Annotated in this window: 14 protein-coding genes and 2 pseudogenes; 5 read left to right on the top strand and 11 right to left on the bottom strand. The window is 37.2% G+C overall.

The genetic code is table 11. The annotated features are described in order from the left end of the window. Positions 1–192 precede the first annotated feature (192 nt). Positions 193–1,200, top strand: coding sequence for a DUF3231 family protein (locus ACIFOT_RS27210; RefSeq protein ID WP_430070510.1), 1,008 nt, complete (start codon positions 193–195; stop codon positions 1,198–1,200). A 360-nt stretch (positions 1,201–1,560) separates the two neighbouring features. On the opposite strand, the gene ACIFOT_RS27215 is transcribed toward ACIFOT_RS27210, so the two are convergent. After that, positions 1,561–1,911, bottom strand: coding sequence for a VOC family protein (locus tag ACIFOT_RS27215; RefSeq protein WP_430070513.1), 351 nt, complete (start codon positions 1,909–1,911; stop codon positions 1,561–1,563). A gap of 295 nt (positions 1,912–2,206) precedes the next feature. On the opposite strand from ACIFOT_RS27215, the gene ACIFOT_RS27220 reads away from it, so the two are divergent. The 3 genes from ACIFOT_RS27220 (at position 2,207) to ACIFOT_RS27230 (ending at position 5,506) form a co-directional block, all read left to right on the top strand. Further along, a complete protein-coding gene (locus tag ACIFOT_RS27220) occupies positions 2,207–3,025 on the top strand; it encodes a mechanosensitive ion channel family protein (RefSeq protein ID WP_430070516.1) in 819 nt (272 codons plus the stop codon). Positions 3,026–3,267: 242 nt separating this feature from the next. Continuing rightward, a complete protein-coding gene (locus tag ACIFOT_RS27225; protein WP_430070519.1) occupies positions 3,268–4,029 on the top strand; it encodes an SDR family NAD(P)-dependent oxidoreductase in 762 nt (253 codons plus the stop codon). Between the two features lie 526 nt (positions 4,030–4,555). Beyond that, positions 4,556–5,506 (top strand): LGFP repeat-containing protein, encoded by a 951-nt coding sequence (locus tag ACIFOT_RS27230; protein WP_430070522.1) that lies wholly within the window; start codon positions 4,556–4,558, stop codon positions 5,504–5,506. A gap of 154 nt (positions 5,507–5,660) precedes the next feature. Here the strand turns inward: ACIFOT_RS27230 and ACIFOT_RS27235 are convergent, their stop codons facing one another. From ACIFOT_RS27235 to ACIFOT_RS27280, 10 genes and pseudogenes are all read right to left on the bottom strand, one after another. Continuing rightward, complete coding sequence (locus tag ACIFOT_RS27235; protein WP_430070524.1) at positions 5,661–7,007, bottom strand: YheC/YheD family protein; 1,347 nt, start codon at positions 7,005–7,007, stop codon at positions 5,661–5,663. A 346-nt stretch (positions 7,008–7,353) separates the two neighbouring features. Continuing rightward, positions 7,354–8,754 carry a Mur ligase family protein gene (locus ACIFOT_RS27240; protein ID WP_430070527.1) on the bottom strand — a complete coding sequence of 467 codons (1,401 nt, stop codon included), beginning with the start codon at positions 8,752–8,754 and terminating at the stop codon, positions 7,354–7,356. Positions 8,755–9,103: 349 nt separating this feature from the next. Continuing rightward, positions 9,104–9,337 (bottom strand): annotated as a pseudogene (locus tag ACIFOT_RS27245) (aldehyde dehydrogenase family protein); the annotation flags it as partial. Positions 9,338–9,346: 9 nt separating this feature from the next. Beyond that, positions 9,347–10,456, bottom strand: a complete 1,110-nt coding sequence (locus ACIFOT_RS27250; RefSeq protein ID WP_430070530.1) for a GerAB/ArcD/ProY family transporter — start codon at positions 10,454–10,456, stop codon at positions 9,347–9,349. A 19-nt stretch (positions 10,457–10,475) separates the two neighbouring features. Next, positions 10,476–11,597, bottom strand: a complete 1,122-nt coding sequence (locus ACIFOT_RS27255) for a Ger(x)C family spore germination protein (protein ID WP_430070533.1) — start codon at positions 11,595–11,597, stop codon at positions 10,476–10,478. After that, positions 11,578–13,089: a spore germination protein gene (locus ACIFOT_RS27260; RefSeq protein ID WP_430070775.1), complete on the bottom strand. Its 1,512-nt coding sequence runs from the start codon at positions 13,087–13,089 to the stop codon at positions 11,578–11,580. The genes ACIFOT_RS27255 and ACIFOT_RS27260 overlap by 20 nt, the downstream gene beginning before the upstream one ends. A 127-nt stretch (positions 13,090–13,216) precedes the next feature. Beyond that, a complete protein-coding gene (locus ACIFOT_RS27265; protein WP_430070536.1) occupies positions 13,217–14,644 on the bottom strand; it encodes an aldehyde dehydrogenase family protein in 1,428 nt (475 codons plus the stop codon). A 16-nt stretch (positions 14,645–14,660) separates the two neighbouring features. Continuing rightward, positions 14,661–16,292 carry an acetolactate synthase large subunit gene (locus tag ACIFOT_RS27270; protein ID WP_430070539.1) on the bottom strand — a complete coding sequence of 544 codons (1,632 nt, stop codon included), beginning with the start codon at positions 16,290–16,292 and terminating at the stop codon, positions 14,661–14,663. A 2-nt stretch (positions 16,293–16,294) separates the two neighbouring features. Next, entirely contained in the window at positions 16,295–17,887 is a 1,593-nt protein-coding gene (locus ACIFOT_RS27275) for an FMN-binding glutamate synthase family protein (protein WP_430070542.1), read from the bottom strand. Between the two features lie 290 nt (positions 17,888–18,177). Next, positions 18,178–18,300 carry a hypothetical protein gene (locus ACIFOT_RS27280; RefSeq protein ID WP_430070545.1) on the bottom strand — a complete coding sequence of 41 codons (123 nt, stop codon included), beginning with the start codon at positions 18,298–18,300 and terminating at the stop codon, positions 18,178–18,180. Between the two features lie 189 nt (positions 18,301–18,489). Here ACIFOT_RS27280 and ACIFOT_RS27285 point away from each other — a divergent pair. Beyond that, positions 18,490–19,146 (top strand): annotated as a pseudogene (locus ACIFOT_RS27285) (DsbA family oxidoreductase); the annotation flags it as partial. Positions 19,147–19,151: the final 5 nt, after the last annotated feature.

A 19,151-nucleotide genomic window follows, 5' to 3' on the forward strand; every position in this document is an offset into this window, starting at 1 on the left:
TTCATATCAGTACAATATTTCACAAACTTTTTTAAAGTCCCCCATTGCTGAATATTTGAAAAGCCCTTTTAGTTATGATATCTCCCTTGTCAAACCAAAAAATTAATTTTCCATGCAATATTACATAATTGATAAAAAAATACCAATACTTCTTATAGAATATAAAATTAATCTTAAAAAGGAATTGATTATATGGATAATAAAAAGGCTGCAAAGTTAACTGCGGGTGAGTTAGCACACTGTTGGGAACAGTTTATGAATAATAGTATGTTAAATGTTGTTTTGGAGTATCTTACCTTAACATCAGAACTAGAAGAAGTTAAATCTCTTTGTAGTGAGGCGGGTTCTATTTCTAAATCTGCTGTACAATTTTTTGAATCTGTTCTACGAAGTGAAAACTATCCAATCCCCAAAGGCTTTAACATTAAAGATGATTTAAACCCAAATGCCCCTAAGATGTATACGGATGTTTTTATACTATTTTATTTAAATAATATGTCTAAAATTGGAATGTCCTTAACAAGTATGGCACTATCGGATTCAGTAAGGGAGGATGTCCGTAATTTTTTCCACGAACAATTAAAAAACTTTTCAAGTTTATTTGAACGTACAACAACTATTCTATTGGAAAAGGGAGTATTTGTAAGACCTCCTTCAATTACCTCCACTCATGAAACAAACCCAATTGCAGATAAAGGATTTTTGGGTAACTTCTTTAATGATAATAGAGAATTAACGGCAAGAGAAGCAAATGAGCTACACAAAAATGTTTTTATGAATTATATTGGTAAAAACTTATTAATTGGATTTATACAATCTACATCTAATCACAAATTAATGAGTTTATTGCAACATGGAAAAGAATTATCTTTAAATATTATAGACAAATTAGGTGATATTTTAGTTCAAAATGATTTGCCTATTTCAATGACTTGGGATACGAATGTTTTGGATGGTAAAACATCTCCTTTTTCAGATAAATTAATATCTTATCTATTAGACCAACTTAATCGTGATGGTATCGCCAGTTATGGGTATAGTGCAGCAGTAAGTATCCGAAAAGATTTAAAAACTACATATGCAAAGATAATTGCAGATGTGTATCAATTTGAAGAAAATATAAAAACCTTTATGATAAAAAATGAGTGGATGGAGAAACCTCCTGTTGCACTAAATAGGGATAAGCTTGCTCAAGACTAAAGAAAAATAAAGCTACCAAAGTACGGTAGCTTTATTGTTTTTCAAAGGAGTATTCCAAATCTCCTTTAAGAAATGTTGAGTGTACCAGATATATGAAAGCCATTATTTCACTAACCTGCCCCGTTAGCCACCCATGCAGCAGGGATACACCACAAAGAATGAAAATGGTGAAGAACTGTCAATACTGAAACTGATCTTAATCCAGTCACGCCCTCCTCTTTTTTGACGATTGAGCAGGGTCTTCTTAATTATTGCCTTTTTTCATGTCTAAAGGAAATATATTTTCATGGTCGTGGAACAAAAAAGGATCGCCGAAACTATCCCTGTCCTTCAACTCTTGCACTCTTAAGTGAAACAAGGTTAACACTTGCACACCATTAAATGATTCCCATCAGGATCTTTGAATTTAAACCAATGGTTATGCTCAACACCAGTTGTTAATTCGACATTTTTACCCCTCATATACACATATGCTTGTTCAATATTGTTAGTGTTTAAATGAGAAGGTGGAGTTTTGAAAATATTATCCTCTGAATAAATTTTGCTATCTAAAACAATTCCAGTTCCATTCATAGGAATGATATATAAATGACCATATAATATCTCACCATCTGCTGGTAACCCTAATATGTCACAATACCAATTACGTGCTTCTTTCACATTACTTACAGGGATAAAAATGGTTCCGATTTGATTTAATATAGGGTTCATTAAATTCCTCCAAAATGAATTTATTATACATAAATTAATTCGCTCCTAGTCACATATTCCCTTCTTGTTCAATAAAACGACAGATGTTAAAAAAACTCTATTATCTTTAGTTTTTGTACCTAACCAGCGGAAAACAAATTACTGATAATATTATCGTTCTTCAAGAAGCCCGGATAGGGCTTCTTTTTATAATGGAACCATGCTATCGATTTGGTTTGTTGGGAAAGGAAGATTTTCAATTTTTTTCCTTATCACAAAACTTTGGTATAGTGTAAAAAAGGTGGGAGTTGATAGGATGTTTTTCTTGGGACTGTTCCAGCAGTTGCCCGTAAAAATTTTAACGGTGGCACTCCTGATAATACTTATGGTTTATTTGATCCGCAAATCCATCAAGCTTTTATTTGACAAAACGAGCTTCTTGGATGTAAAGCGGGAAGAGACATTGATGCATTTCGCCAACCAAGTGACAAAGGTATTGGGACTTGTATTCTTCTTTATTTATGTGCTTAGCCATTTCTTCGAACTGGGAAAGCTTGTCACTGGTTCGGTAGTAGTGGCCGGTGCCTTGGCATTGATCCTCCAGCATATCATTCGCGATTACATTATGGGGCTGACCTACTTGTTTGAGCGCCAGATCCATCTTGGGGATTATGTCATCATCAATGGAAACCGTCAGGGGAAAATAGAGGAAATCAGTATGCGTCACCTGAAGATCCGCCAGTATGATGGATACCTCTATACGATCTCCTATAGCAGCATCATGGAACTTCAGAACGGGAACCGGGGAAGGCGCCGGGTGAACGAAAGCCTAGTCCTCAACTATAAGCAAAATCCGGACGATGCATTCAAGGTGATGGAGGAAGTGGCACAAACCTGCAACGAGAAATACGGAGAATACTTGTTGAAAGATGAGCACAATATTCCTGTGGAGAGTTTCAAATTCAACCAAATCACAGAACTGAACGTGGATTTCAAGGGTCACAGGTATTCATTATCAGGTCTTGTGAAGGAAGCAGATTTCGTGGAGGCTGGCAAAAAGGTGAGGTATGAACTGGCGGTGGCTGCCTACAAGTACGACTTGAAGATGGCAGAGAGCCTTAACACAAGCGATTAAAGCTCGTAATAAGCAAGAGATTTCATATTTCTTGCTTTTTTTCTACTGTTTTTATGTATACAACAAGTGAAGCTTTGTAAGGTAACTATCCTGTCCTTTAGTAGCAGCTTTTGAGACATCCGTTAATGGATCGCGGGCTTAATCATTTTATTAAGAATAGTGGCAATTTTTTATTAAGAAAATTAAAATTAAAAATAATCATAGCTTTGTTTCAAATATCTACATAAAAGGAGTTAGTATTAATGGATTTACAATTAAAAGGTAAAAATGTACTCATTACTGGGGGTTCCAAGGGAATTGGAAAAGCCATAGCCAGTGCCTTTATTGATGAAGGAGCCAATGTCACCATTGCTGCCCGTGGTCTTGATTTTTTAGAACTGGCAAAAACAGATTTAGGCGGCAAGGTATCTATTTATCAAGCCGATCTTACCAATGAAGACGAACGGGAAAACTTAATTCAAATGTTTATCGAGCAAAACGGTACGATTGATGTCCTCATCAACAATGTCGGTGGAAGCAATGGAGCCAAAGCGACAGAAACCGAAATGGTTCTTTTTTATCAAGCAATGGAGTTGAATTATTTTTCAGCCGTCCATTTAAGTAAATTAGTTGTTGAACATATGAAAAATCAGCGTTCAGGTTCGATTATTAATATTACCTCTGTTTATGGAAGAGAAAGCGGCGGAAAAGTTACCTACAATAATGCAAAATCTGCACTCATCAGCTTTACGAAGTCGATGGCTGACGAAGTGATTCCTTATGGTATCAGAGTCAACAGCATTGCCCCTGGAAGTATTTTGCACGACACTGGTAACTGGATACGGCGTATGAACGAGGATCCTGAGGGAATCAAAGAATTTGTAAAAAAGGATATTCCTGCTGGCCGCTTCGGCACTCCGGAAGAAATCGCGAATGTCGCAGTATTTCTGGCCTCAGAAAAAGCTTCCTGGATTGTCGGAGCCAGCATAAACGTCGATGGCGGACAATCGAAGATGAATTTTTGAGTCAACTCCCCTATTATTCTATTTGAGTGGTGTGTTTAAAAGGAAAGGATAAAAATATTGACAGAATTGCTGAAGAAGTGTTGAAGAAAACTAAGCAGCCTCCCCTTTTTAACTGGGGAGGCTATTAATCATATTCAAAACACTAGTAATAGAAATGCTATACAGAACAGCCTAATTTAGATAGTGACAACCCTCATAACATCTTTATACGAATATATTATCAAGAAACGAAAATGAATAAGGAGGGACAGTATTGTATTATCATCAATCTTCATCATCAAGTCCCTGTCCAAAGTATCATCTCTACTCGCTTCCTAGAACAATATCCGTTATCCCATATTACTATCCTTATACACCATGTTACCTACGTTCAATTGAAGAAATGTGGCTATGTTATAACAATATCCTACAAAGAGGATTTGCAGGATACCCCGAATTACTCAGCCACTCCACACCGCAAACTAATGCTTACGAAAATTATGAAGCAATTCAACCCCACTGGGAATCGTTTAGGTGGTTCCCTCCAATGCATTATATGGAAGATCCGAAAGATACGGCAAAAGCAACCATTGAAGATAAATGGAAATCGTTAAATGGTGCTCCGGGGGCTGCAATTTCTTATGTGGAAGAGATAGAGCCAGGTTATCGAATCCGCTATCAGAATGGTGCTATTTATACTAAGAAAGCAAGAGGACCTGCTTATTGGGTTTATGGTGCAATCAATGAGAAGTATCATGCATTAGGTGGAGTCGGGAGCTGGCTGGGTTGGCCTGTTACTGATGAATTACCAATAAAATATGACGAGGGGAAAGTAAGCGGTTTTGAGCATGGTGAGATCTATTGGTGGCCCGGGACAGGTGCTATCGAAATCGATCAAGTAGTGTTGACTTATAAAGGGATTCATTGCTTTGATCCTACTAGTGGACCTGGTTCTGACGAGGTTTATGCAACCATTAGCGTAGCAGCTCCTACTGGAATGGCCAATGAACCTGTAAATGTTTCAACATCCCTGACTAAACTTTACACAGATGTTGACAAAGGTGAAAGTTTTCCGGATCATATAGAACTCTATCGTGGGAAACCTTATGGTTTAAACATAACATTTGTTTTAATGGAACACGATGAAGGAGATCCAAATAAGTATTATCAGACAGTCCATTCGACTGTTTCTACTGCTGCCGCAGCCGCAACTTCAGGAGTAGCAGCGTTAGGCGGTCCACTTGTCGGAGGCGCTGCAGCCCCTATTTTGAAAGCACTTGTAACACCTGTGGCAAAAGGGATAAACAGTCTACTGGGCACAGGAGACGACTTAATCGGACAGTCAACGATTGTTCTTCCATTAAAGGACCTCGTTCAGCTTTCGGCAAGACCAAACGAATACGTCCTTAAAAATCAAATCCCCTACAAGATAGAGACGCCTCCACTCACCGGTCAAGGTTCTTCGTATAAAGGATATTTTAGTTTAAGTCGCGCTTAAACTTATTCGATTTTTCTTTAAATCTGAAGTGGCTTGGTTATAAAATGGGATTATATGTTACGTAATTAGAAATCCTCTAGAAAAATTCTTTTAAAAAAACAATGCAGCCCTCCCTTTTTAACCGGGAAGGCTTGAATTCTTTAAATATAGAAACTCATGACAACTCCTCCGGGAACCCTGCAAGTCTTTTTGCGTAAAGCATATTTGAGCGTTTTATTTGATAAAACAGCTGCTTGTCATTAATATGAAGAGCAAACAAAGGAGTGGGGTTTAGATTATTTATTTCAATGATCCACACCTTTCTTGAGGTGTCTATACCAATATCAATCCCTAAATTCCCGCAGTGTACACCGCACTCTTCGATACATTGGACGGCCTCATGTGCTATACGAGAAATTTCTTTACGAAATCTAAAAACTTCCTCATCAGAAATATCAAATATTTTTTTCAAGGTTATTTCACCGATTTCTGCAGTACCACCTGCAAACATATTTGTTACGATACTCCCTTGCTGTCCATATTTCGCTACCAAACACATGTCTTCCCAGTTGCCAGACTGGTTTTTGACCATGACAATACGGAAATCAATTTTTTTCCCATTATTTGATATTAGGTCTAGAGACTGCTGCAAAATAATCTTTTTCCCCTTGAATTTGCTTTTTAAAAATGCACCAAGATCATAGACGTTAGAAAACATCATATCATGAGGCACACCTGAATGGTGATATTCTAATTTCAAACCGTTTTCGCCATTTTTCGTAACCTTGTAAATTCGATTCCCCAGACTTCCACTAACCGGTTTTACAAAGATCTCATTGTATAAACTTAAGAGGGTTTCAAGATCTTGCGGTGTATGAAAAATCATGGTCTTAGGCAAATGAGAATCTAACTGTGGTTCATGACTTAACCATTTATACATCTCCCACTTGTTAAATACATAACTATTAAAATAGCGATTACCGAAAACCGTTTGAAAGTGATTTCTCCAATCTTTGTTAAGATAGATGATTTTAAAAACAGAGGCTGGATAGGAAAAAATTCCTGCTTCCCATTTTTTTGTATCAGGATTAAATATATATCCTTCCATTGTATATTGAAGAGGATTGATGCCTTCTAGTGAAAAAGCGATGAAAGCTCCTCCGATGTGGTCGTAATCAAATAAATAGTTGGATAAATACTGTACCCTTTCATCCAAGCTGCTCTTCTTTGCTGTTATAAGGATTCCGATATAAGGACCTATCAATATTTCATTTTGTTCTCGCCTAATTTCAAAATGGCAATTTAAAGGTATTCTTAAGGAATCAATGATGCCAACAGATAATTTTACTTCGTTTTCATTCAACACAGATGATGTTTTTAACTTAATTTCTATCGCTTGAATGCCAAAACGGATAAACCATTTTTTTTCTGCTGATAAGCTTTGATGATTTGCTACATCCGGATGTACGGTCAAACAGTCTTGATCACTTAGGTCTGGTATGATTGTAATTTTTGGATTCAACCCTATCCCCCCAGCCAAAACCTGCAATTGATGCTGAATAAAAAATAAGATCGCATTGGGCTTCCCCAACCGAAATGGGAATTTCTTTCCGACCAACTATCCGGGTCTTTAATTCATTTGTCATTCCAATCGAAGTATAGTGAATATTTTTTGATGTTTCAAAAGATTCCACAGCACCTCGCTCACCTTTCATAAAATTTTTATTGTACAGCCTTTTCCGTGACAAAATTATTCATTAAGTAGTCTGGAAAGCTACAGACATTTCAAAAACGGCAGCTTGTCCTATCGTCAATTCCATGTGTTCAAGAATATCTATGAGAAAAAAACTATTCTTGTAGTCTCCCATTCACGAATCGATAATTTTTTCCTTTAGTTCTTTAAATGTGTCTTGAACCATGACACGGTGAGGGATTTTAAGGAGTAAAATAGAATCCTGGTTTAAATAAGGCAGAAGAATTTGATAGATTTCCGTCCCCGTGTTACAAAAGTAAACTTTACTTGGATCCATTCCAAGTTCCAATGCTCTACTTGCAATTTCCTTTGCTTCTTCTCCTACAACGATTAGTATATCTACTTGCGTTTCCACTGCTTTCTCACCCATCTTGGCGTACTCTTGCTCGGCGTAAGTTCCAATACCCAACTGTGGCATATAGCCCAAAAGGGCAATTTTTCTTTTAGTGCCTGCCATTTCTTTCAGTACTTGAAGGGCTGACACCATCGAAAGAGGAGTTACATTCCAGGTATCATCAATGACAGTAGAACCTCCCATCCCATTTCTAAACTCCAAATGTTCGATTACTTGATTAAATGTGGCTAATTGTTCAATTGCTTCCTTTATATTTACTCCTGCATTCCAAGTTGCAGCAAGAGCGGCAAGAGCATTATACACATTATGTTTGCCGAATCCGGGTAGAAAGACAGGATAGGTTTGATTTTGATGATGGAGTGTGAAACGTATGCCTTTAGAGTCATAAGTAACATTCGATGCACGAAAATGACATCCTTCACCGAAACCAATATATTGAATGATGTTTGCAAACTTACTAATATCTAATTTTTTAATATTCTCATCATCCGCATTTAATATGAGCGTGCCCTTTTCCGGATCCAGATCATGAAGGATTTCTGCTTTGGCTTCCAAATAGCGTTCTGGAGTTTTACAACCTACCAAATGATAAACGTCAATATTTAATAACACTCTAATTTTCGGACGAAAATATTTCAAATAGAAAAGAATATCCCCAGGGTTAACAACCGCCATTTCAATTACAGCTGCACCTGTATTCTCATTAATTTTAAGTAGATAGCGGAGATTTCGATGGCCGCCGTTAAAGCTTTTATAGGTGGATTGAACTTTAAAGCGGTTTTCAAGAATATGTTTGATCATTTCCTTCGTGGTCGTCTTACCGCAAGTCCCCGTTACTCCAATTATGGGAATATCGAAAAGACCTCGGTAATAATCAATGAACTTCCAGAAAGCAGCTTTAATATCTTCTACTTTTACAACAGTAATTCCATCTCCGAGCTGGGTAAAATCGTTTGGTCTTTCTGTTACAACAACAAAAGGCGTGTATTTTTGTAAAAGCTTTGAGCTAATTTTTGATTTTTTATATAAATCGATTAACAGTGTATTAGGACTGACTTTGGAAGGTCTCGTTACAACATTTTTTATGAGAAGATTTCCATCTCCTTGCAGCCATAATCCATCAATATGAGAAATAATCTCTTTTAGATAAAGAGCTTTCATTTCCCGCTCCTTTCTTCTATTAGATACTTTGACAGACCTGTTGATCTATCATTCTATATTAAAGATATTCGAAAAAGATTGATTTTGCTTGGACTATTGGCTTGAAAATTACCCTATTTGTTTTCTTTTACTAGTAATAGAGCAGGCTAGTATTTTTTATTTAATAGAAAATATACAAGCAGCAATTAGAAGAATTGGAGATAGTGAACAAGAACTCGGAGACTATCGAGGCGCTAGTGGCAAATAATAATTATCACACCAGTAATTGGGGGAAGGTTCAGACTCATTTCAAGCGAATATCTTTCAAAAGGGATACTTTTTATGGGCCATGAGAACCGTCCCCACTGTACTACTTTAATTTAATGCCAATAAATTTCAGTTCCGTCATTTCTTCTTTAGCATATTTAATTTCTTCTCTGCCTACACCACTTTGTTTTACACAACGTAAGGCAAGATTATCCTGCCGGTAGGTAGAGATATCGTTAATCCAAACACAGCCAATTTCTAATTGCTCTGCTACCCTGATGGCTCGGTCAATATCCTGGGTGAATACACCAGCTTGCAAACCGTAAATGGAGTAATTGGCATTGAACTAATCCATCCCTACACTCTTGGCTTTTTTAAAGGCTTGAATAATGAGAAAAAATATAAACAATATTGGTATATAAAAATATAGGAAGCCAGAGGTGACAAATGTCATCAAAGTCCCTATATCCTCAACATCCATTTTACTTTTGACATTAATAACCATGAAATGAACGATAATAATTGATATCCATAATGACATTCTAGGTTTAAATTTAAACGATTCTTTCAAAACTCGAATCGCCCCCCACAATGCCATACAACAAGGAGGAAGGATTACTAAAAGCCATAAAAAAATATAGATATATTCAAACCTTTCGATAAATGGTAAGCGGATAATTTTTGACATCATAAGGGTTGGCCAAGTAACATGATCAAGCTGCCCATGACTAAAATAAGCAAATGTTATGATTGTAATAAATAAATATAAAATGGTTGTATACGCTTGGGAAATGTGGGCCCATTTTTGAGAAATTTGATTATTTTTAATAAAAGGAAAATAAATAAGTAAAAATTCTGGTCCTGAGTACATAAGGATACATTCTTTTGCTGATACAAAATAGTCATTTAAGCTGTGATTAAAAACGGGTAATAAATTCGTCCAATAAGCATATTTGATTGGGAAATATAGCGTAAACAGAAGGAGCGAAGGGATTAACATCCCCCAAAAACAAATACCGGTAATAACCCTAAAGCCTCCAATAACTAAATATGAAATCACCAAAATCATAATGAGTGATAAATACCAAATAGGGGTAAAAGGAAAAACCCATGTAACCAGAACTGATAAATAGGACCTAATTATAGTGGAAACAATTAAAAGCATATAGCCATAAAAAAAAATGTTTAATACGTTTCCTAGCCATTTCCCAAATAATTGTTGATGTAAGGACATAATATCTCCATTATTTGATTTCTTTAATAAAAAATACAGCAGCCAAATAATGAGATGTAAACTGATTCCAACCAATACAACAGAAACCCATGAATCTTGTTCTGCTCCTTTTATTATTTTACTTTGAAAATTCAACAAGCCTACACCGGTTTGGGTACTGTGTATGAGAAAAAATAAAAAAAAGGGAGATACTGTTAAACTTGCATTTAATTGTTTACTCATGGTCAATCACCTTTTCTTTTTACTCGCCCATCCCTGCATGAGATAGTTCTATTTTTAAATTGATATCCAATGCAATAGTTGGGTACACCTTTTCATAAAACTCCTTTTCGTTCCATTTTTTTGAATACGCTCTTGCTAAATCACCTATACCTAAAGGATCGACTTGATGTTTTTGAAATTTTACAAATAGCTTTTCAAAATCCTTTTTCATTTGTTTTTCCATTTGTTTTTTTAATAATATGTTATTTTGTTTTTTCCTTAAATCTAACCAGTCTGGAAAATCCTTTACCATTCCGTTTACTGTTATATTGAATGTCACCTTTGATTTCGAATCTTTGTTAATAATTGATTTTTTGTTTTTTCCATATAAAATAGCTAATATTGCTGAATCCTCCGACTGCCCCTTATGTATGTTAAATTCTGTTTGTCCTCTAATAACCCTTCCTCTTAATATTTTATATAAAAAGCTTTCTTTTTGATTTAAGATTAGTCCAAGTCTGTCTTTTTTTAACACGGCCAGCCCGTCTACCTCAATGTCACCCTTTTGATTTATCTTTAAATAGGGTATGGAGGGGTCTCTTCCCGCTCCATAGAAATCAAATAAAAAACTTTGCAAAGTTGGAATGGGTACATTTTGAGTTCGATAATTTTGTTCAATCAATTTATAAGAATAGTCGCTGTTTCTATCTTTATTTTTCATTAAAAATTCTCCTGCTGGTTCTTCTGAAACAGCTATTAACATATTGCTTCCAATCAAAGGATCCCTGCAAACAGTCTTAACAAAATAAGACACCCCATTTTCAGCTAGTTCTTTTCCAAAGATTAAAAGGTTCAACTTTCCAATTTCTATCGGTTTAGGAGATTGTGCATTTATAGATTGTTTTATTAACTGGGATTTCCTTGCTTTCCCCTGTAGAATAGTGCTCCCACCTTTTTTTTCGTCTCCCGTATAATCAGAATAAAGCACAGTTCCAACATACTGGTTATCAACTTTGTCAAAACCTAATACTTTAGGAAGTTGCACATCATCGATAATTTTTTGCCGTGGAAAAGAGCAGCCAGGAATAATCAAAATGAGAGGCAAAAGAGCACAAAAATACCTTATATTTTTTCGCTTTTGACTATTCATTATTAATATCATCCTTATCTTGATTTGGTGTATATCTTTTTAGTGAAAGAGGTCTTAAAAATCTGCTTCGTGTATTTGTAAACTGATATGATGATCGAATAAAACTGTCGCGAAAGTTCTTTATTCTAAAAGGAAATAGAGGGACCATATATGGATTCCCCAAGGATTTAAGCTTTAATAAATGTCCTAACAGAAGAACAAACCCTATGATAATTCCAAAGCCGCCCAAAAATGCTGCAAATAAAATAAGAGGAAACCGGATGAGACGAATTGCATTTGACATTTTAAAGATAGGAGTTGTGAAAGAAGCAAGTGCTGACAATGAAACAATAATAAGTAAAACATTACTTGTTAGAGCAGCTTGGACAGATGCCTGACCGATTACAATACCACCTACAATACCCAGTGTTTGCCCAATTTTTGTCGGCAAGCGTGCCCCCGCCTCTCTCAACAATTCAATGGTAATTTCCAAAAAAATAGCTTCCCATACCGGAGGAAATGGAACATGAGCTCTTGAACTAATAAGGGGTTGCAATAAATCATCAGGTACAACTTCATAATGAAAGGTTAATATTGCAACATATATTGGTGTAGCAAACAACGAGAAAATAACACTTATAATGCGAATGATTCGAAAAAACGACCCAAGTACCCAATTAAGATAATAATCTTCGGGAGAAATGAAAAAATCTAAGATCGTTGTTGGCCCAGTAATAATGTAAGGGGATCCATTCGATAAGATCGCAACTTGCCCTAATACCATCGCATATATAACCCTGTCAATCCGCTCAGTAGATAAAAAAATAGGAAAGGGAGTATTTGAATTGTCTGAAATGATTTGATCAATTTGGGAATTATCGAAAATAACATCAAAATCGATATTCTTCAATCGCTGTCGAACAGTTTGAATATATTCCGGATTGGTAATACCATCCAAATAAGCAATAACTACTTCTGTTTTGGACATTGTACCTATTGTTATTTCCTCAAAAACTAACTCTGGAACTGCTATTTGCTTTCTTAACAGATGAAGATTAATACCAATGTTTTCTACAAACCCAACTTTTGGGCCAATAACACTAAATTCATTTTCAGTATCATTATTTTCTCGATACCCAAGATTCGTATTTTCTATATTTATCGTCAAAAAATCTTCATTGGAACTCTTGAATTGAAGAATAACATAGCCTTTGATTAGCCTTTTCTCAATATCGAGCGGATTACTTGTAACATGAACTTCCTCAAAAGGAATAAATTTTTTTATATCATTAATTTTACTGATTTTCTTTATATGTTCTTGAATTGACGGAAGAAGGAGGTTATTTATTTTCTTTGGATCTACCATACTTTTATAGTAACTAATTGTAATATCCTGTTCTTCAGATAATGTAAATTGATGGAAATCACTCGATTTAGCAGCTTGTTGAAAAATAGTATTTATTGACTTTGTTTCGTTCTCAGACTTTTGACTATTTAAAAACCGATCTATAAACTTGAAAGACATTTGAATCACCAAATTGATTTGTATTTTCAATTTATTGTTATAAGAAGGAGGAAGGTTCAGACTCATTTCAAGCAGATATCTTTCAAAAGGGATACTATTTACGGGTCATGAGAACCTTCCCCACGATCTACTTTAATTTAATGCCAATAAATTTCAGTTCCGTCATTTCTTCTATGGCATATTTAATTCCCTCTCTGCCTACGCCACTTTGTTTTACACCGCCATACGGCAAATTATCCTGTCGGTAGGTAGAGATATCGTTAATCCAAACACCGCCAATTTCTAATTGGTCAGCTACCCTGATGGCTCGGTCAATATCCTGGGTGAAGACACCCGCTTGCAAACCGTAAATCGAGTCATTGGCATATCCGATGACTTCCTCTTCTGTATCAAACGGAATGACTGATACGATCGGTGCAAAAACCTCTTCTGCGATGATTTTCATATTGCGATCAACATTAGTCATGATGGTTGGAGAAAGAATGGTCCCATTTCTTTCACCACCAACTTCTATTTTCGCGCCATTTTTGACTGCGTCATCAATCCACATCTTAGCCCGCTCTGCTTCTTTCTCAGTGATCATGGGCCCGATATCGGTGGCTTCCTCCATTGGATCCCCAATTTTCAATGCCCTTGTTTCATTGATAAACTGATCCAAAAATGACTGATAAACATTTCTTTGTACAAAGATTCGTTGAGCATGGATACAAACTTGTCCTGAAAATGAAAAAGCTCCAGTTACTAATCTTGTTACAGCCGTTTGTAAGTCTCCATCTTCGAAAATGATATTAGGGGAATTGGAGCCTAATTCAAGGGTTACTTTTTTAAAGCCGGCGGTTTCGCGAATTTTCTTTCCGACTCCTAAGCTTCCTGTAAACGAAATTTTATGGACTTTTTCATGTGTGACAAGAGGTGCCCCTACCTCTCCCGTTCCCATTAACAAATTTAAAGCCCCGTTCGGAAGGCCCGCTTCCTGAAATAACTTGACTAATTTATAACCCGACACAGGTGTTTTCTCAGCAGGTTTGAAAACAATCGTATTGCCTGCAGCAATCGCTGGTGCAATTTTATGCAAGGACAGATTCAGCGGAAAGTTAAAGGGAGTAATGGCTCCCACCACACCTAATGGGATTCGTTTCACAAGCCCCATTCGATTTTCCCCGCCAATGGCTGCATCCATTGCCAGAACTTCTCCGGTAATATTTTTGGCAAGTTCCGAAGCAAACCGGAGGACTTGAACGGAACGATTGATCTCATCTTTGCTATATTTGATTGGTTTACCAGCCTCTCGGACAATTGTGTCTATTAAATCCTCCGGCTTTTCCTCTAATAGGTCGGCAGCTTTCCGTAAAATATCACTTCGTTGATGAGCAGGCATTTTCTTCATCGTAGAATGAAAAGTTTCAAAGGCATTTTCTACTGCATCATTCAGATCGGTTTCCGTCGCTAAAGCTAATTCCGCTACTTTTTCTTGGTTGTGGGGATTTTTTACTTCAAGTGTTTCCCGATTAGGTTCATTTCGCTCTTGACCATTAATAATCGAACCGAGCCGCATGTTGATCCTCCCTTTCTTAGCATTGAAGATGACTTAATTTCTCGGTTAATTTCATGTTTTCACTATAATCAACTGGGCAATCAATAAAGACTGGTTTGTTCATGGCAATGGCTTTTTCTAATGCAGGTTTAAGTTCCTCTGCGCTGTTAATTTGCAAAGCTTCAAATCCGTAAGAAGAGGCAAGCTGCACAAAGTCAGGATTTCCAAATTTGATATGGGAAGGACGGTTAAACTTTTTCAACTGATGCCATTCAATTAACCCATACCCTTCATCTCTCCATAATAAAACAATAATAGGGAGATTCAATCGTTTGGCTGTTTCTAACTCCGCGCCGGTCATTTGAAAAGAGCCATCCCCGCAAACCGCTACAACGGTACGATTCGGCTCGGCAAGCTTCGCCCCTATTGCTCCAGGGACAGCAATCCCCATTGATGCCAGACCATTAGAAATAAGACAGGTATTAGGTTGATAGGTATGGAACATTCTCCCGATCCATACTTTATGTGCCCCCACATCTGAAATCACAATATCCTCTTCTTTTAAAACAGCCCGTAAATCGGAAATAATTTTCTGAGGTTTGAGCGGGAAGCTAGTATCGTCACTAAATTGCTTCAGCTCAGTCAGTGCCTTATTCCGAACGTTCAATACCCATGAATTATTCCTTTCTCTTGGGGAAAGAGCCTTATGTAACTTTTCTAAATTCTGTTTGATATCTCCTACTACATTTAGTTTTACAGGATAATGTTGATCAGTCTCTGCTTCTTCTGTATCAATGTGTAAAATGGAGGTGTCGCCATTAGGATTCCATTTAAAAGGAGCATATTCTGCAATATCAAAACCAATCGCGATAATTAAATCGGAATGATTAAATCCACAAGTTATGTAATCATTCCCGCCAATACCTGCTGTAAGTAAACTTAAGTCATGGGTCCAGGGAAGAGCTCCTTTTCCCATGAAAGTATGGACGACAGGGATATTGATTTTTTCCACTAAATCCCGTAATTGATCGGCAGCATTTCCTCTCGTTATCCCGTTCCCAGCTAAAATAATAGGGTGCTCAGCCTGTTCAATAAGTTGGGCTGCCCCATTAATGACCTGATCCCCTGCTTCTGTTAAAGTATGGACTGTTCCCATTAATGGAGTTCCCTGGACCTCCATTCCAGCAACATCATTGGGGAGATCGATGTGGACAGCACCTGGTTTATCTTGAGTCGATACTTGAAATGCTTTACGGACTGCCTCAGGTATGATTCCTCCCTTTTTTATTTGTGCATTCCATTTTGTTACAGGTTCATAGATATGAATTAAATCATAATACTGATGACTAATTTTATGCTGCCGGTCTAAACTAGCTTGGCCGGTAATTGCTACAATCGGATTCAAATCCATGTTGGCATTTGCCACGCCTGTTAAAAGATTTGTTGCGCCAGGCCCTAAGGTGGCTAAGCATACACCCGGTTTTCCCGTTAACCTTCCGTAGGTCCCTGCCATAAAAGCTGCGCTCGTTTCATGTCGGGTTACGATAAATTTAATCGTTGAATCCAGTAGAGCATCCATTAGATCGATGTTTTCCTCGCCTGGTATCCCAAAGATATATTCTACGCCCTCTTCCTCTAAACACTTAACCATTAATTCAGCTACCTTCACTTTTAAACACCCTTTACAATGGATTGATACACTTCTTCTAATGAATAAACATGATCTCTTTCGTCTTTGTAAACGATATGTTCAGGTTTAAAATGCACTGGGGAATCCAAACCAGCTGCGGCAGCCAGGCGGAACAACCCTTTACGCATACTAATTAAATAATTTGCCGTACGAAACTTTTTCTCATCAATGACAAGCGCCTTTTGTAAATCGGGATCGGTTGTTGCTACACCGACCGGGCAAGCATTTGATTGGCATTTTAAGGCTTGGATACAACCTACTGTAATCATAAATCCCCGTGCAATATTGACGAGATCCGCCCCCATCGCAAGAGCAATTGCGACTCTATCTGGTGAAAAAAGTTTACCTGAGGCAATGATTTTCACTCGATCACGGACGCCATATGATAAAAGGGCATTGTTTACTAATGGCAGAGCAGCTTTAATAGGTAATCCAACACTGTCAGCCAGTTCCTGATAAGAAGCACCTGTACCGCCTTCACCACCGTCTACGGTGATAAAATCGGGGCCTTTTCCGGTTTCTTTAATGGCTTTTGCCAATTCATCGGCTTCATGCTTACTTCCTATAACGCATTTCATTCCAACCGGTTTTCCTGTTTCCTCACGAATCCGTTCCATAAAATTAAATAAGGACGGAAAATCACTAAATTCTTTAAAACGATTAGGGCTGTCGATTGATTTAAATGGTTCTACCATCCGGATTCTTGCGATTTCCTCTGTTACTTTTTCGCCATCAATATGACCGCCGCGTGTCTTTGCCCCTTGAGCTAATTTAAGCTCAAACGCTTTAATTTCAGGAATTTTATTTTTCTCTCTTAATGCTTCCCAGCTGAAATTTCCCTCTCTATCTCTTACCCCAAATAATCCGGGTCCGATTTGCATAATGATATCTACGCCGCCTTTTAAATGATGTTCTGAAAGCCCGCCTTCACCTGTATTCATCCATGCCCCCTTCGCTATAGCTAAGCCTTTGGAGAGTGCGGTAATGGCATGATCTCCTAATGAACCATAACTCATGGCGGACATCCCAATTTGTCCTTTTACAATGAAAGGGTGCTTTAAATTTTTTCCAATCACGATCGCATCCTTATCGTCTAATAAATAGGCGGATGATTCATTTTCCTCTAACACTTCTTTTTTCTGTGTAAATAAAGGTTCTTTTATCAAGAGGTAACGATTCGTCGTTACTTTTGTCTCTTGGTCCATTTTTAATTCCTCTGTTAATTTAGGAAACATGGAATTCCGAATATAAAAACCAGCTTCTTCAAAATCCCTTTGTGAACCATATCCAATCACATTACGTTTATACTTTGCTTGTTTTACAATATGTTGAAAATCGGTTCGAGAAAAAGGTTTTCCATCTTTGTTACTATCAAATAAGTACTGACGAAGCTCTGGTCCAATTGTCTCCAAAAAGTATCTTGCACGTCCTAAAAGTGGATAATTACGAAGAATTGGATGCTGTTTTTGCGTTCGGTCGATAAATAATAAATACAATCCTACCACTAGTAAGACCAATACAAACAAAACTAATAAAACAAATACAATGATGATCATAACGTCGGCAATATTCATTATCATTTCCTCCATAAGTAAACACTTAATTAATATTAAAATGGGATTTATAATGATAAGATTCTCTTTATCGGGAAATTTATCCTAAACGATATATGTACATGAGGATTGAACTTGTTTTTCAAAGGGATCTCAACCAGTTAAGAAAATATGAGCTAAATGTAAAGAGCCTGACCTCCAGGTAAAGTATTACCACGCCAGAGTTCAGGCAGTCTTAGGACAGTAGGCCAGTAGAACGGTTCTAGTGGCCTCAACCTGTATTCGGTATCTCACCTAAAAGTCCTAAAAATTCAACTTACACTTCCTTCGAATTGAACATCCCAATCATCGGTTTCATCGTCTGTTTCACAATCATCAACATCTGAATAAAGGATGGAATCAACTGCTATTCTTTTTATTTTCATGTTCTCCAATCACCATCCCCCCTAATTTGTTTATGGTATTCGTATGCATGTCCAACCCATTTTGTAAGGGGCAAGGGTTTAGAAATTATTTAAATATGTTTTCTTTCTTGAATAGATATACTAAAGAAATCATCGATTAAGGAGGAATTTGTCATGTTAATTGAAATGTGGACTGATTTTGCTTGACCATTTTGCTATCTTGGCAAAAAGCGTCTGGATGACGCTATTCAGAAAATCGATTTTCCTGTTGAAGTCGTATATCGCTGCTTTGAATTAGATCCGTCCACTGAACGAGATGTTCCATATAATGTCTACGAAAGTTTGTCAAAAAAATATGGGATGAGTATCAATCAAGCAAAGGCAAGCTGCCGCAATACGGTACGCATGGCTCGGGAAGCTGGATTGGAATATCACTTTGATAAAGTCATTTTAACCAATACCTTTGATGCCCATCGCTTATCGATGTTTGCTAAAAAGCATGGTCAGATGAAGGAAATGACCGAACGTCTCCTGCGTGCTTATTTCACCGAGGGCAAACATATTGGTGACCATGCCACCCTTGTACAGTTGGCGGAAGAAATTGGATTGGACGGCTCGGCCGTAAAAGAAATGCTGGCAGGTAAGGAAATGAGTGATGCTGTTTACGGAGACGAAAATCAAGCACAGCAATACGGGATTCGAAGCGTACCTTTCTTCCTAATTAACAAAAAGTATTCGCTGACCGGGGCTCAGCCTCTCGAAACATTTGTCCAGGCTTTCAAACAAGTCATGCAGCAGGATGGTCCCTTCACAAACTTAGACAGGCAAAGCGGTGCCACTTGTGATGATGACGGTTGCGAGATTCCCGAAAATTAAACCAT

Source organism: Neobacillus sp. NRS-1170, assembly GCF_050468025.1.

What these genes read in the sequence shown, in the direction of transcription:
- ACIFOT_RS27210 (WP_430070510.1), top strand. Translation starts at nt 193, where the DNA reads ATGGATAATAAAAAGGCTGCAAAGTTAACTGCGGGTGAGTTAGCACAC.
- ACIFOT_RS27215 (WP_430070513.1), bottom strand. Translation starts at nt 1,911, where the DNA reads ATGAACCCTATATTAAATCAAATCGGAACCATTTTTATCCCTGTAAGT.
- ACIFOT_RS27220 (WP_430070516.1), top strand. Translation starts at nt 2,207, where the DNA reads ATGTTTTTCTTGGGACTGTTCCAGCAGTTGCCCGTAAAAATTTTAACG.
- ACIFOT_RS27225 (WP_430070519.1), top strand. Translation starts at nt 3,268, where the DNA reads ATGGATTTACAATTAAAAGGTAAAAATGTACTCATTACTGGGGGTTCC.
- ACIFOT_RS27230 (WP_430070522.1), top strand. Translation starts at nt 4,556, where the DNA reads ATGCATTATATGGAAGATCCGAAAGATACGGCAAAAGCAACCATTGAA.
- ACIFOT_RS27240 (WP_430070527.1), bottom strand. Translation starts at nt 8,754, where the DNA reads ATGAAAGCTCTTTATCTAAAAGAGATTATTTCTCATATTGATGGATTA.
- ACIFOT_RS27250 (WP_430070530.1), bottom strand. Translation starts at nt 10,456, where the DNA reads ATGAGTAAACAATTAAATGCAAGTTTAACAGTATCTCCCTTTTTTTTA.
- ACIFOT_RS27255 (WP_430070533.1), bottom strand. Translation starts at nt 11,597, where the DNA reads ATGATATTAATAATGAATAGTCAAAAGCGAAAAAATATAAGGTATTTT.
- ACIFOT_RS27260 (WP_430070775.1), bottom strand. Translation starts at nt 13,089, where the DNA reads ATGTCTTTCAAGTTTATAGATCGGTTTTTAAATAGTCAAAAGTCTGAG.
- ACIFOT_RS27265 (WP_430070536.1), bottom strand. Translation starts at nt 14,644, where the DNA reads ATGCGGCTCGGTTCGATTATTAATGGTCAAGAGCGAAATGAACCTAAT.
- ACIFOT_RS27275 (WP_430070542.1), bottom strand. Translation starts at nt 17,887, where the DNA reads ATGAATATTGCCGACGTTATGATCATCATTGTATTTGTTTTATTAGTT.